Origin of the sequence: Rhodoplanes sp. Z2-YC6860, from assembly GCF_001579845.1 — a bacterium.
GTDB lineage: Bacteria > Pseudomonadota > Alphaproteobacteria > Rhizobiales > Xanthobacteraceae > Z2-YC6860.
In genome coordinates, this window is sequence record NZ_CP007440.1 from 3916757 (window position 1) to 3931125 (window position 14369).

Consider the following 14369-nt stretch of genomic DNA (forward strand, 5'->3'; position numbering starts at 1 on the left):
GTCAGCGCACCGCAGCCATGGCGGCAAAGCCGCGCTCGAGATCGGCGATCAGATCGCCCGTGTCTTCCAGGCCGATGTGGAAGCGGATCGACGGGCCGCCGGGCTGAAATTTGGTCGCGGTCCGGTAGTCGTCCACATCGAACGGAATGGCGAGGCTTTCGAAGCCACCCCAGGACGCGCCGATGCCATAGAGCGACAGCCCGTTGAGGAATGCCATCACGGCTTTTTCGGGGATGGGCTTCAACACGATCGTGAACAATCCACAGGCGCCGGTGTAGTCGCGTTTCCAGATGGCATGGCCTGGATGGCTCGGCAGAGCAGGGTGCAGCACCTTCAGCACCTCGGGCCGCTGCTCGAACCATTTGGCGACCGTCAGGCCGGATTGATGGTGGCGCGCCAATCGCACCGCGAGTGTGCGCAATCCCCGCAAGCCCAGATTCATATCGTCCGGGCCAACGCAGAGCCCCATGCCGTAGGCGGTGTCTTTCAACCGCTGCACGGTCTTTTGGTTGGCCGACACAGTGCCGAGCATCAGGTCGGAATGACCGCCGATGTATTTGGTGCCGGACTGGATCGAGAGATCGACGCCCTTTTCCAGCGCCCGGCAGTAGAGCGGGCTTGCCCAGGTGTTGTCGGCAAGCACCACTGCGCCGCGCGCATGGGCGACTTCGGCAATCGCGGGAATGTCCTGCATCTCGAAGGTGAGCGAACCGGGCGCCTCGCAGAATACCGCCGCGGTGTTCGGCCGCATCAGCCTGGCGATATCCTTGCCGATCAGCGGATCGTAGTAGGTCGTGCTCACGCCGAACCGCGTCAATGTGCTGTCACAGAACTTCCGGGTCGGACCATAGGCGCTGTCGCTGACCAGAAGGTGATCACCGGACTTGAGCGCAGAGAGCAGTGCGGTCGAGATCGCGGCAAGCCCGGAGGGCAGGAGCGCAACGCCGGCGCAGGCCGGTCCTTCGATCTCCTGGATGGCGGTTTCCAGCGCTTCCGAAGTGGGCGTGCCACGCCGCCCATAGGAATACCGCCCGCGTCCGCGGAGGTAGTCCTCCGCCGTTTGATAGAGCAGTGTCGAGGCATGATAGACAGGCGTGTTGACGTAGCCGTGATGCGCGTGCGGGTTGCGGCCACCGACCGTCACCAGTGTTTCGAGTTTGAGATCGGCTTGCGCCAGCTTCCCGCTCTCAGGCCTGTTCATCGCTGTGAAACCTTCGTCATTCCCGACATTTACGGCCACCCGTCAGAAGATCGCAACCCCTTGACCTTGCTGCCCTGCCGTTCTGTGATGCAGCATCGAGGGGATTAGGGCGGAATCTGGCGCGGCCGCGAGGGATGCGTGGCCCGCCGCTCTGCATTGTGGGAGCTTGCGATCATGAAACGCCTGGTTTTCGCCCTTGCGCTGGCAGCCGCTCTTGGCGCTGCGGCCCAGCCGGCCTCGGCCCAGACGCTCAACACCGTGAAATCGCGAGGTACGCTGAATTGCGGTTCCAACGGCACGCTCGCGGGCTTCGGCCTGCCAGATTCGCAAGGCCGGTGGACCGGCCTCGACGTCGATCTGTGCAGAGCCATTGCGGCCGCAATTTTCAACGATCCGAGCAAGGTCAAGTTTGCACCGTTGACCGCGAAGGATCGCTTCACCGCGCTGCAGTCGGGCGAGGTCGATCTTCTGGCCCGCAACACCACCTGGTCGATGTCGCGTGACACCTCGCTCGGGCTCAATTTCACCGGCGTCAACTACTACGACGGTCAGGGCTTCATCGTGCGCAAAGCTCTGAAGGTGAACTCGGCGCTGGAGTTGAACGACGCCGCGGTCTGCGTGCAGCAAGGCACCACCACCGAGCTCAATCTCGCGGACTACTTCCGCGCCAACAAGATGAAGCTCAAGACCGTGACGTTCGCGACCGCGGACGAGGCGCTCAAATCGTATGACGCGAGCCGTTGCGATGCCTACACCACCGACGCTTCGGGGCTCGCCGGCGAGCGCCTTCGGCTTGCCAATCCCGGAGATCATGTGGTGCTGCCGGAAATCATCTCGAAGGAGCCGCTCGGACCGGCGGTCCGCCACGGCGATGACCAGTGGTTCGATATCGTGAAGTGGACGCACTTCGCCATGGTCAATGCCGAGGAGCTCGGCGTCACCAAGGCCAATGTCGACGACATGGTGAAATCCGAAAACCCGGACATCAAGCGTCTGCTCGGCACCGAAGGCAAGTTCGGCGAGGCGCTCGGGCTCACCAACGACTGGGCGGTGCGTATCATCAAGCAGGTCGGCAATTACGGCGAGGTGTTCGAGAAGAATGTGGGGCAGGGCTCGCCGCTCAAGATCGCCCGCGGTCTGAATGCGTTGTGGAACAAGGGCGGATTGCAATACGCGCCGCCGGTGCGATGAGGCTGCGGCTTCCGCAATGAGAGACGGAAGCCGATGACGAACGTCGACTCGAGCGCCAGCACCCCGCGGCCCAAACCGCCTCTGATCTATGATCCGAAAGTGCGCAGCATCGCCTATCAGGCGGTGCTGTGCGCGGTCATCGCTTTTCTCGCCTGGGGCGCGATCTACAACGCTGCTGAGAATCTCGCCCGCGCCAAGATCGCGTCGGGTTTCGGGTTCTGGGAGAACACCGCGGGCTTCGATATCAGTCAAAGCCTGATCGATTATTCGATCACTTCGACATACGGCCGCGCCTTCTGGGTCGGGCTTCTGAACACGCTTCTGGTCGCCGCGCTGGGGATCGTGTTTGCGACCATTCTTGGCTTCATCGTCGGCATCGCGCGGTTGTCCAAGAACTGGCTGGTTGCGAAGCTTGCCGGCGGCTATGTCGAGATCATCCGCAACGTACCGCTCTTGCTGCAGCTTCTGTTCTGGTACAACGCCGTGCTGAGAGCGCTGCCCGGCACCCGTGACAGCCTTGCGTTTCCCGGCGGCGCCTTCCTCAACAACCGCGGCCTGTTCCTGCCGCAACCGGTGTTCCAGCCGGCAGCGCGCTGGACGCTGGTTGCGTTCTTGGCAGGCGTCGTCGTGGCGTTCATCTATCGCGCATGGGCTCATCGCCGGCAAATGAGCACCGGCCAGCAAGCACCCGTGCTCTGGGTGGCGCTCGCGCTGGTCGTCGCGGTGCCTCTCGTGGTGTTCGCCATCACAGGCTTTCCGGTGCAGTTCACCTTCCCCGAGGCTGGGCGCTTCAACATTCGCGGCGGCATCGAGATCCTGCCGGAGTTCATGGCGTTGCTGTTCGGGCTTGTGATCTACACTGCGGCCTTTATCGCAGAAGTGGTCCGGGCCGGCATCGTGTCGGTGGCGAGAGGACAGACCGAGGCGGCCTATTCGCTGGGGCTGCGTCCCGGACCGACGCTGCGACTGGTCGTGGTGCCGCAGGCGATGCGCGTGATCGTGCCGCCGCTCACCAACCAGTATCTCAACCTCACCAAGAATTCCTCGCTCGCGGTCGCTATCGGATATCCAGATCTCGTGCAGATCTTTGCCGGCACGGTGCTCAACCAGACCGGTCAGGCCGTCGAGGTGATCGCCATCACCATGGCGGTCTATCTCGCGATCAGCCTCGTCACGTCGGGCCTGATGAATCTCTACAACCGCCGCATCGCCCTGGTGGAGCGCTGAGCCAATGAGAAACTTGGCATGAGCGAGATGGCCACGACGACCGATGCTGCAACGATGGCAGGTCCGCCGTTCTACATGCGTAAAGAGCCGATCGCGCCGCTGCCGCCGCCGCGCCGCGAGGCTGGCGCGCTCGGCTGGATGCGGCAGAACCTGTTTTCGTCGCCGCTCAATATCATGCTCACACTCCTGTGTGTGTTCCTGGTCGTCTGGATCGTGCCGCCGCTCGTCAAATTTCTAGTCGTCGATGCGGTTTGGGAGGGCGCGACCCGTGCCGACTGCCTGGTGCGACCCGACCATCCTGAGATGGGCGCGTGCTGGCCCTTCGTGGCGGACCGCATCAACTTCTTTGTCTACGGGTTCTATCCGATCGATCAGCGCTGGCGGGTCAACGGCTTCTTCGCGCTGCTCGCGTTCGGCATTGTCTGGATGGCCTGGCTTGATGCGCCGTTGCGGAAGCTCGGCGCTTTCTACTTCTTCATCGTGATGCCGGTCGCGTCGGTCATCCTGCTGCGGGGCTTTCCGATGCTTGGTCTGCCCCGTGTGTCGACCGAGCAATGGGGCGGCGTCCTGGTCACCATCGTGGTCGCGGCGGTCGGCATTGTCGCCTCGCTGCCGCTCGGCATTCTGCTCGCGCTCGGTCGCCGCTCGCACATGCCCGCGGTGCGGCTGTTCTCGGTGGTGTTCATCGAGTTCGTGCGTGGCGTGCCGCTGATCACCGTGCTGTTCATGGCGAGCGTGATGCTGCCGCTGTTCGTGCCTGAAAGCTGGTCGCCGGATAAACTGCTTCGAGCGCTGGTCGGCGTCGCCTTGTTCTCGGCGGCCTATATGGCCGAGGTGGTGCGTGCAGGCCTGCAGGCCATACCCAAAGGCCAGATCGAGGCTGCGGATGCGCTCGGCTTGGGCTACTGGCGCGCCATGCGCCTGATCGTGCTGCCGCAGGCTTTGCGCATCACCATCCCCAACATCGTCAACTCCACCGTGTCGCTGTTCAAGGACACGACCCTCGTGTTCGTCGTTGGCATCTTCGATTTCCTAAAGACGATCGAGGCCGCGCGCACCGATCCGATCTGGGCGACGCCGGTGACCAGCACCACCGGCTATGCCTTTGCGGCAATCTTCTATCTTATCTGCTGCTACGGGATGTCGCGCTACTCGCGCATGGTGGAGGCGCGGCTCGACAGAGGCGACAAGCGATGAGGCGAGCCACGATGAGGTCAGCATGGCGGTGAATTCCGAAACCGCGATCGAGATGGCCGGCGTGCACAAGTGGTACGGCGAATTCCATGTGCTTCGCGACATCAATCTCACCGTCGGCAAGGGCGAGCGCATCGTGATCTGCGGGCCGTCGGGCTCCGGCAAGTCGACCATGATCCGTTGCATCAATCGCCTCGAGGAGCACCAGAAGGGCCGGATCGTCGTCAACAGCACCGAGCTCACTGATGACCTGAAGAAGATCGACGAGGTGCGCCGCGAGGTCGGCATGGTGTTCCAGCACTTCAATCTGTTTCCGCATCTCACCGTGCTGGAGAATCTGACGCTGGCGCCGATCTGGGTGCGCAAGATGCCCAAGCGTCAGGCCGAGGAAGTGGCGATGAACTACCTCACACGAGTCAAGATCCCGGACCAGGCCGGCAAGTATCCGGGTCAGCTTTCCGGCGGCCAGCAGCAGCGCGTCGCGATTGCGCGCGCGCTCTGCATGAGCCCCAAGATCATGCTGTTCGATGAGCCAACGTCGGCGCTTGACCCGGAAATGGTCAAGGAGGTGCTCGACACCATGGTGCAACTCGCCGAGTCGGGTATGACCATGCTCGTCGTCACCCACGAGATGGGCTTTGCCCGGCAGGTTGCCAACCGCATCGTGTTCATGGATGAAGGCCAGATCGTCGAAGCGAATGCTCCGAAGGAGTTCTTCGACAACCCGCAGCACGAGCGTACGAAGCTGTTCTTGAGTCAAATTTTGCACTGAGCAAGAGGCAGTCGGGGACGGCACTTCGTCGGGGGAGGCCGGCCGGCCGCTGTTGCGGAAACAACGGGGCGCTTGTTTTTGCGGCAGCCGTCGTCGAGCGGGTGCCTTCGAGCGCATCCGGTTTTGTGTCCGAAAAATTCCCTTTCTGCGTTCGTGAAGATGTTTTGTTAAGCAGTTGATCGGGCGCGGGGTCGAGCAACCGTCGAATTAACAACGTCTTCACCGATCCTTTGTTAGCTGATGCTGGGTGCGACTGTGTCCTTTGAAAGCTGCTTTGGGACATTCATATGCGCACCGAAACAGTCCTCTCGGATATTCTGGATTCGGACCGTAACTCTTTCAACTTGGTCCGGCTTGTTGCGGCACTCAGTGTGCTCGTCTCGCATTCCTGTTCGATGCTGACGGCGGCAAAAAGTTCGGAGCCGCTTGCCGATCTGACGCACTTTTCGCTGGGACAGCACGCGGTGAACGCGTTCTTTGTCATCTCAGGCTTGACGCTCGCCCAAAGCCTGACGCGAAAGCCCGACCTCGCGCAGTTTGCAAAGGCTCGCTTCCTCAGAATCGTTCCCGGCCTCTTTGTCTATGGGCTGCTGTTCGCCTTCGTGGCCGGGCCGTTCCTCACATCCGTACGTCTGATCAGTTATTTTACCGACCTCCACACCTGGCTTTATCCGGCGGCCGTCATGTTGGAGTTTGCGAAGGCCAGTCCGCCGCCTCACATCTTTTCGGGCGCGGCGTTTTCGGAGGCCGTCAACAATCCGCTCTGGACTATCAAATACGAGATCCTGGCTTACGTCGGGTTGGCGATTCTGTATCGCGTCGGCCTTCTGCATAAGACGCCAGTCTTGCTGGTTGTCTTGGGCTTGGCCTTCACCATGCTCGTGGTCCTGGGACCTGCTCCGGACGATGGTCCCGCATCGTTCAACCATGCCGCCCGCTACGGGTTTTGCTTTCTGCTTGGCGTGGTCGCTCACCATTTTCGGGATCGTGTTCCCGTCTCGCCATGGCTTTTGATCGCATCGGCGGGTTTAGCGTATGTGTGTGCTGAGACGAGGTTTGAGGGCGCAGCCTATATGATCCTGGCGGCGCATTTGGTTCTCGTCGCCGGCGCCCGAGACTATGGAGTGCTGACTGCGTTCTGCCGCAAGACCGACCTTTCATACGGCGTGTACATCTACGGCTGGCCGGTTCAGCAATCTCTGGTCGCGCTTATCCCAGGCATCGGAGTGGCAAGCCTAATGGTTCTGGCGCTTGCGATCGTGCCGGTCTTCGCTGCGGCGTCGTGGCGTTGGGTTGAGAAGCCTGCGCTACGGCTCAAGCGGGTCGAGACGCGAGGGCTGTTGTCCCGGGTCAGGCTCGCCTTCTAGTCTCCGCCAACTGGCGGGGAGTGGGCCAATCGAGTAGCCTCGCTCGAAAGCAAGTCTGTTTCGGGGAGGCGACGATGATGCGCAGGCTTTGGCTTGCTGCCACACTGCTGGTCGCAGCAACGTCTTTGGCGACTGCGCAAACCTATCCCACGCGGCCGATCAACATGGTCGTGCCGTTTCCGCCCGGCGGCAACACCGACTTGATGGCGCGCGCGCTGCAAACCGAACTGGCAAAAGCGCTGGGTGGCTCGGTGATCATCAGCAACAAGGGTGGTGCGGCCGGCACCATCGGGCTGCTCGATATCGTGAAGGCCGAGCCGGACGGCTACACCATCGCGCTCACGCCGAACAACCCGGTCACCGCGCAGCCGCACATGCAGGCGAATCTGCGCTTCGGTCTCGACACCTTCCGTTACATTTGCCTGACCTATTACACGCCCTATGTGCTGATGGCGGGGCCGCAGGCGCCGTTCAAGACCTTCGCCGAGTTTGTGGCATTCGCAAAGGCCAAGCCCGAGAACCTGGTCTATGGCCATCCGGGTGTCGCGAGCCAGCCGCACCTCGTGATGCTCGGCGTGCTGAAGGCGGTGGGAGTCGATGGTCTCGGCGTGCCATTCCAGGGCGCAGGGCCGATGTCGCACGCGCTTCTGGGCGGCACCATCATGGCGATCACAGAAAGTCCGGCGGTGGCGAAGGCCAGCAATCTGCCGGTGTTGGCCGCGGTCTCGGCGGAACGCATTGCGAGCCTGCCCGATGTGCCGACGATGAAAGAGCTCGGCTACCCCACGATCGGCTTCACGGCCGGCGGGCTGATCGCGCCGGCTAAGACCTCCGATGCCGCCGCAAGCGTTCTGGAAAAGGCCTGCGCCACCGCGGCGGCCGCGCCCGAATACAAAGCGATCGTCGAGCGCCTCGGCGCCGAACCGCGTTATCTGCCGGGCCATGAATTCCGCAAAATGTTCGAGGAGGATTCGCGCGCGAGCGCCGAAGCAATCCGCGGCGCGGGCCTTGGAGTGAAGTGAACGAGGCGCACTTGCACCATGCGGACTTCGTCTGTACGCAGCCGTCATGTCCGATGTGATTGCTGTCGAGCTTCATCCCCATTCACCGCGCAGGGCCGAGATGGCGCGAGCCGAAACCGTGCGCCTCCACGGCGCGCTGGGGAGCGTGCTGACGACGGTGCATCACATCGGCTCGACGTCCATTCCCGGTATCATGGCCAAGCCGATCGTCGATCTCATTCCGGTCGCCTCGGACCTGGCGAGCCTCGATCGGGCCATGCCGCGCGTCGAAGCGCTTGGCTATGAATGTCTCGGTGAGTTCGGGCTGGCCGGACGGCGCTACTGCCGGCGCAACGATCCCGTCACCGGCAAGCGCGCGTACCAATTGCACTGTTACGCGGAGGGGTGGCCCGACATCGATCGGCATGTCGCCTTCGCGGACTACCTCCGCCTCCATCCGCTGATTGCGAAAGAATACGAGGCCGAGAAGGTCCGGGCTGCCGCGCTGCATCCAGACAACATGTTCGACTACAACGATGCCAAGAACGATTGGATCAAGCGGACCGAGCAGGACGCGCTTCGCTGGTGGCGGGCGCGGGGCTGATGGTTTCGGTCAATCCTTGCCGATCCTGGTCATTCAATGAGCCAGCGCGCCGTTGGCCTGTTTCCAGGCATTGATGCCGCCCTCGATATGGCAGGCGCTGGTGAGGCCGGCATCCTGCGCGGCCTGGACCGCCATGGCTGAGCGTTCTCCGAATGCGCAGTAGAACAGGAGCCGTTTGTTGGTCGACACGGCGAGCTCGTGAAGCGTGCCGCCGGCGCTGATGTTTTCCTGCAGGCTCGGATAGGGCACGTGCAGCGAGCCTGGAATGGTGCCATGCCGCTCGCGCTCGCTCTTCTCGCGCAGGTCGATCATGGCAACGCTGGGGCTGCCGATCAGGCCCAGCGCCTGCGCGGCGCTGACCGCCCAGCCGCGGCGCGCGACCTCTTCCTGATGCAGGCCGACCTTCATGTTGGCAGGGATCGCCACGTCCATCATCTTGGGGTTGGCGAGCTTCAGGTTGTTCATCACCGCGACGTATTCGTCGATCGATTTCACCTGCAGGCGCGGGTTGAACGCCTTTTCCTCGCCGATGGTCGAGACGGTATCGCCTTTGTAGTCGTGGGCCGGGTAGACCAGCGTCGTCTCCGGCAGTTTCAGAAGCCGGCCGAAGATCGACTCGTATTGCGCGCGCGGATCGCCGTTCTGGAAATCGGTGCGGCCGGTGCCGCGAATGAGCAACGTGTCGCCGGTGAACACCCGATCCGGCATCACGAAGCTGTAGGAGTCGTCGGTGTGGCCTGGTGTGTAGAGCACGTCGAGGGCCATCCCCTCGATGGTCAGCTTGTCGCCGTCGGCAAGCCGCATCGAGACGACGTCGGCCTTGGTCTGCTCGCCCATCACGGTGATGCAGTGGGTCTTGTCGCGCAGCGCACCGAGCCCCGTGATGTGGTCGGCGTGCATGTGGGTGTCGACCGCTTTGACGAGTTTCAGATCGAGCTCTTTGACGAGCGAGAGATAGCGGTCGACCTTCTCGATCACCGGATCGATGATCAGCGCCTCGCCGCCGCGACGGCTCGCCATCAGATAGGAGTAAGTGCCGGACGTCTGGTCGAACAACTGGCGAAAGATCATAGCCCATTCTCCCGCTCGATATCGCAGTAGAATAGCGCGCCTGCGTCTATCAGGCTATGTAGATCATCTTTCTCGTCATGCCACCATCAACAGTGAAATTTGCTCCGGTAATGAAGCCGGATTTCTCCCGATCGAGCAGGAAAGCAACCGTTTCGGCGACGTCCTGCGGCCTGCCGACGCGGCCGGCCGGGTGCTGCAGATGGTCGCGGCGCTTGAGCTTGTTGTAGTCGTTGGTGGCGATCCAGCCGGGGCTCACGCAATTGACGCGCACGTCGGGACCGAGGCTGATGGCGAGGGCATGCGTGAGGGCCACCAGCCCGCCCTTGGACGCCGCATAGGACTCCGTGTTCGGCTCCGACATCAGCGCGCGGCTCGATGCCACCGTGACGATCGAGCCTTTCGCGGCGCGAAGCGCGCGTTGCGCCTCGCGGGCGAGCAGGAAGGTCGAGGTGAGGTTGGTGTCGATCACATACCGCCAGTCGTCGAGCGTCATCCGTCGCAGCGGCCGGCGAACCATGACACCCGCATTCGCCACCACCGCGTCGAGCCGGCCGAAGCGCTCGATCCCAAGCCGCACCGCGTCGCGCACCGCGTCTTCATCGGCTGCGTCGCCTTCGATCGTGGCCGCCGAGCGCGCCCAGCCGCGGAATTGCTGGGCCAGCCGCGACTTCGGCAGGTCGAACGCGGTCACGCACCAGCCGGCTTCCAGCAGGTGCAACGCAATGGTGCGGCCGATGCCCCTGGCCGCTCCGGTGACCAGCGCAACAGGGCGGACCGCCCGGGCCGGCGCGCGCGTTCGTGATCGCGCCATCGCTACTCTTTCGTCGTGATCGGCAAGTCCGGCCGTCCGCCCCATTCGGTCCAGGAGCCGTCATAGAGCGCTTTCGGCGCCTTACCGATGGCATCGAGCGCGAACCACAGCGTGGCCGCCGTGACCCCGGATCCGCAGCTTGTGATGATCGGCTTGTCGAGATCGACGCCGCCCGCGGTGAAGCGCTCGGTGATCTTGTCGGGCGCGATCAGCCGGCCGTTCTCGACGAGTTCGCTCGACGGCACGTTCTTGGCGCCGGGCATATGGCCGGAGCGGATGCCCGGCCGCGGCTCGATGTCCTCGCCGCGGAAGCGCCCGGCCGGCCGCGCATCGACCACCTGGGCGGTGCTGTCGAGCAGCGCCATCTGCACGTCGGGGACGCCGGCGACGACCCTGGTGTTCAGCTCCGCGTCGAATTTGCGCGGCGTCCGCTTCACCGCGCCGGATTCGGTCGGCCGGCCTTCGGCCTTCCATTTCGGCAGGCCGCCGTCGAGGATGTAGACGTTCTTGGCGCCGAAGATGCGGAAGGTCCACCACACCCGCGGCGAGCCGCCGAGCCCCGACCCGTCATAGACCACGATGGTGTCGTCGCGGCCCACGCCGAGCGCGCCGACGTCCTTGGAGAACTGTTTCGCTCCCGGCAGCATATGGGGCAGGTCGGTCGAGTGATCGGCGATGGCGTCGATGTCAAAGAACACCGCGCCCGGGATATGGGCGGCGAGGAATTCGGCCTTGGCGTCGCGTTTCAGCGCCGGCAGGTAGAACGAGCCATCGACGATCGAGACCTCGGGCTCGCCCAGGCGGGCGGCGAGCCAGTCGGTGGTGACCAGGTTCTTGCTTGAAGGCGGGCGGGTCTCGGCCATGTTCTCTCCGTCGCGGGCTCCCCTGCGTCTTGAGGGACCAGCATATCGCTAACCGGCAGGGAGGGTGCAACCCGGGAAGTTGGTCGCGGACGCCAGCCTACACCAACGCAATCCGGACCCGGCGGTTCGGTGCTCTTCTTCTCAACCTGGGTGACCCGCACGGGCCGGGCTCGCCGGTGGACCGCTCTTGTCTGGATCTGGCAGGCCGAGCCCGCAATGTCGATGAACTGCGCCCGGCGGGTGGCTACACCTTCTCGAACGGAATCTCGACGTCCGGCGTCTTCTCGATCCAGGCCGGCACTGGCAGGTTCTTCGAGCGCAGGAAAGCCGGGTTGAACAGCTTCGACTGGTAACGCGTACCGCTGTCGCAAAGGATCGTCACGATCGTGTGGCCCGGTCCAAGCTCCTTGGCGAGCCGGATCGCGCCGACCACGTTGACGCCCGACGAGCCGCCAAGGCAGAGGCCCTCGTGCTCCAGCAGATCGAAGATCACCGGCACGGCCTCTTCGTCGGGAATGAGATAGGCCTTGTCGACCGTAATGTCGTTGATGATCGGCGTGACGCGGCCGAGTCCGATGCCCTCGGTGATCGAGCCGCCTTCGGTGGCCTTGGCCTCGCCACTGGTGAACAGGTTGTACATCGCGGCACCCCGCGGGTCGGCGCAGCCAATGACGATGTCGCGCTTCTTCTCGCGCAGGAAGATCGAGGTGCCGGCGAGCGTGCCGCCGGTGCCGACGGAGCAGATGAAGCCGTCGACCTTGCCTTGGGTCTGCTCCCAGATTTCGGGGCCGGTCGACAGATAATGCGCCAGACGGTTGTCGCGGTTGTTCCACTGGTCGGCGAAAAGCACGCCGTTCGGCTCGGTCTTGCGCAGTTGATCGGCGAGGCGGCGGGCCACGTGTTGATAGTTGTTCGGATTGCTGTAGGGCAGCGCCGGCACCTCGACCAGTTCGGCGCCGCAGAGCCGCAGCATGTCCTTCTTTTCCTGGCTCTGAGTGTTGGGGATGACGATGAGCGTGCGATAGCCGCGCGCTGCCGCCACCACCGCAAGGCCAATGCCGGTGTTGCCTGCGGTGCCTTCGACCACAAGCCCGCCGGGCTTGAGGTCGCCGCGCTTCTCGGCCTCCAGGATCATCTGCTTGCCGGGCCGGTCCTTCACCGAACCGCCAGGATTCATGAACTCGGCCTTGCCCAGGATGGTGCAGCCGGTCGCGGCCGAAGCGCGCTCAAGCTTGATCAGCGGGGTGTGACCGATCGCGTCGACGACGCCGTTACGGATTTGCATGATGATTCCGGGCGGTTCGCAGAGACTGAGAACCTAGTGGACGCCCGGTTCCGGGACAAGGCCGGGCGACTCGTGAGAAAAATCTGCTTCGGTTGGGGAGGGACGCGATGCCGATCACGCGGCGGACGTTGCTCGACGCGGTGGCCCGTCTTGGCGGCGCCGCCGCGGTCTACGAAGCGCTGGTGGCCTGGGACTTCCTGCGTGCCCCGCCGGCGATGGCCGCGCCCCTCGAGCTTGCGAAAGCGTCGGGTACCGGCAGAACCGTCGCGATCTTGGGAGCGGGGGTCGCGGGGCTTTGTGCCGCCTATGAGCTCGACCGCGCGGGCTATGTTTGCACCGTACTCGAGGCGAGCAAGCGGCCCGGCGGGCGGAGCCTGACGCTGCGTCGTGGCGACACCTTCCAGGAGATGGGCGGGCCGGTGCAGGAATGCCGCTTCGACGAAGGGCTCTGGCTGAATGCGGGGCCTGGCCGCATCCCGCATCAACACACGCATCTGATCGACTACTGCCGACGCTTCGGCGTCGCGCTGCAGCCTTACATCTTCGCAAGCCGCGCCAACCTCTTTCATAGCGGCACGCTCGGCAACGGCCGCACCATGCAGGTGCGCCGGGCCTACTACGATCTGCAGGGCCAGATCGCCGAGCTGCTCGACAAATGCGTCGTGAAGCCGGACATGGACCTGCCGATCTCGCGCGACGATCTCGCGACGTTTCGCGACATGCTGGCCAGGTTCGGCGATCTGACCAAGATCGAGCATGACGGCAAGATCGAATACGTCTATCGCAACCGCTTCGGCCGTGCCGGCTATGACGTGCTGCCAGGCGGCGCGGACGAAGCCGGCCGGCCGGTGAGCCCGATGGCGCTCGACGAGATTTTGCGCTCGAACGTCTGGAACGACTACATGTTCCGCGAGCACGAGTTCTTCTGGCAGACCTCGCTGCTTGAGCCGGTCGGCGGCATGGACAATTTCTTCAAGGGCTTCCTGCGGCAGCCGGCGCGAAGCGGCGGCACCATTGCCAGACTCGTTCGCACCAATGCGAAGGTCACGGCGCTCGATATCGCAGCCGACAGCGTGACGGTGAGCTATTGGCAGGACGGCAAGCCGCGCACGCTTGCGGCCGACTTCTGTATCTCGACGATTCCGGCGCCAATCTTTGCGACTTTGAAGACCAATCTGCCCGCTGCTTACATGAGTGCCGCGGAAAAGCTTCCGGTGCAGGCCGCAGGCAAGGTCGGCTGGCAGGCCGAGCGCTTCTGGGAGACCAGAGACCAGATCTACGGCGGCATCTCCTGGACCACCGATCCGATCACCCAGGTCTGGTATCCATCGAGTGGCTTCCTCGGTCGCAAGGGTGTGCTCACCGGCGCCTACATGTACGGCGTTTCGGCGGAGCGTTTCAACGCTCAGACACTTGCCGAACGCCTGCGTCAGGCAGAAGAGCAGGGCGACAAGTTACACGACGGCTATTCGACCTACGTCGAGCGCGGGCTCGCCATTGGCTGGAACAACATGGAGTTCGAGCGCATGGGCTGGGCCGATGAAGGCGATCCCGCATTTGCGCCAAACGCGAAGCTTTTGTCGGAGCCTCAGGGCCGCTTCCATATGGCAGGCGACCAGCTCACCTATTGGAGCGGCTGGCAGGAAGGTGCGCTGATCAGCGCGCATGCCGCTGTGAGCTCGATCGACCGCATGACGAAAGCCCCTGCAAATCGTTGATTTTTTCGACGGTATTTTTTGCAGCTTTGCACGGGCTCGCACGCCAAATCGATGGCGGGGAATG

Annotated in this window: 13 protein-coding genes; 8 read left to right on the top strand and 5 right to left on the bottom strand. The window is 63.5% G+C overall.

The annotated features are described in order from the left end of the window. Position 1: 1 nt before the first annotated feature. A complete protein-coding gene (metC, locus tag RHPLAN_RS18075) occupies positions 2-1201 on the bottom strand; it encodes a cystathionine beta-lyase (protein WP_068020463.1) in 1200 nt (399 codons plus the stop codon). A 174-nt stretch (positions 1202-1375) separates the two neighbouring features. On the opposite strand from metC, the gene RHPLAN_RS18080 reads away from it, so the two are divergent. The 7 genes from RHPLAN_RS18080 (at position 1376) to RHPLAN_RS18110 (ending at position 8557) form a co-directional block, all read left to right on the top strand. Then, positions 1376-2392: an amino acid ABC transporter substrate-binding protein gene (locus tag RHPLAN_RS18080; RefSeq protein ID WP_068031436.1), complete on the top strand. Its 1017-nt coding sequence runs from the start codon at positions 1376-1378 to the stop codon at positions 2390-2392. A gap of 33 nt (positions 2393-2425) precedes the next feature. Then, positions 2426-3619, top strand: a complete 1194-nt coding sequence (locus RHPLAN_RS18085; RefSeq protein WP_068020465.1) for an amino acid ABC transporter permease — start codon at positions 2426-2428, stop codon at positions 3617-3619. Between the two features lie 18 nt (positions 3620-3637). Then, positions 3638-4816 (top strand): amino acid ABC transporter permease, encoded by a 1179-nt coding sequence (locus RHPLAN_RS18090; RefSeq protein ID WP_084245121.1) that lies wholly within the window; start codon positions 3638-3640, stop codon positions 4814-4816. Positions 4817-4838: 22 nt separating this feature from the next. Further along, on the top strand, positions 4839-5585 hold the full coding sequence (locus tag RHPLAN_RS18095) for an amino acid ABC transporter ATP-binding protein (protein ID WP_068020466.1): 747 nt from the start codon (positions 4839-4841) through the stop codon (positions 5583-5585). Between the two features lie 287 nt (positions 5586-5872). Further along, positions 5873-6952, top strand: a complete 1080-nt coding sequence (locus RHPLAN_RS18100; RefSeq protein ID WP_068020469.1) for an acyltransferase family protein — start codon at positions 5873-5875, stop codon at positions 6950-6952. 74 nt (positions 6953-7026) lie between these two features. Next, the gene (locus RHPLAN_RS18105; RefSeq protein ID WP_068020471.1) at positions 7027-7974 is read left to right on the top strand and encodes a Bug family tripartite tricarboxylate transporter substrate binding protein; all 948 of its coding nucleotides are present in this window, start codon (positions 7027-7029) and stop codon (positions 7972-7974) included. A 46-nt stretch (positions 7975-8020) separates the two neighbouring features. Then, complete coding sequence (locus RHPLAN_RS18110; protein ID WP_068020473.1) at positions 8021-8557, top strand: GrpB family protein; 537 nt, start codon at positions 8021-8023, stop codon at positions 8555-8557. 33 nt (positions 8558-8590) lie between these two features. On the opposite strand, the gene RHPLAN_RS18115 is transcribed toward RHPLAN_RS18110, so the two are convergent. The 4 genes from RHPLAN_RS18115 to RHPLAN_RS18130 form a co-directional block, all read right to left on the bottom strand. After that, on the bottom strand, positions 8591-9628 hold the full coding sequence (locus tag RHPLAN_RS18115; RefSeq protein ID WP_068020474.1) for an MBL fold metallo-hydrolase: 1038 nt from the start codon (positions 9626-9628) through the stop codon (positions 8591-8593). Positions 9629-9677: 49 nt separating this feature from the next. Then, complete coding sequence (locus RHPLAN_RS18120) at positions 9678-10439, bottom strand: SDR family oxidoreductase (protein ID WP_068020475.1); 762 nt, start codon at positions 10437-10439, stop codon at positions 9678-9680. Between the two features lie 2 nt (positions 10440-10441). Beyond that, entirely contained in the window at positions 10442-11302 is an 861-nt protein-coding gene (sseA, locus tag RHPLAN_RS18125) for a 3-mercaptopyruvate sulfurtransferase (protein ID WP_068020477.1), read from the bottom strand. A 244-nt stretch (positions 11303-11546) separates the two neighbouring features. Next, positions 11547-12587 (bottom strand): cysteine synthase A, encoded by a 1041-nt coding sequence (locus tag RHPLAN_RS18130; RefSeq protein ID WP_068020478.1) that lies wholly within the window; start codon positions 12585-12587, stop codon positions 11547-11549. 107 nt (positions 12588-12694) lie between these two features. Here RHPLAN_RS18130 and RHPLAN_RS18135 point away from each other — a divergent pair, with 107 nt between their 5' ends. Next, positions 12695-14305 carry a flavin monoamine oxidase family protein gene (locus tag RHPLAN_RS18135; protein WP_068020481.1) on the top strand — a complete coding sequence of 537 codons (1611 nt, stop codon included), beginning with the start codon at positions 12695-12697 and terminating at the stop codon, positions 14303-14305. Positions 14306-14369: the final 64 nt, after the last annotated feature.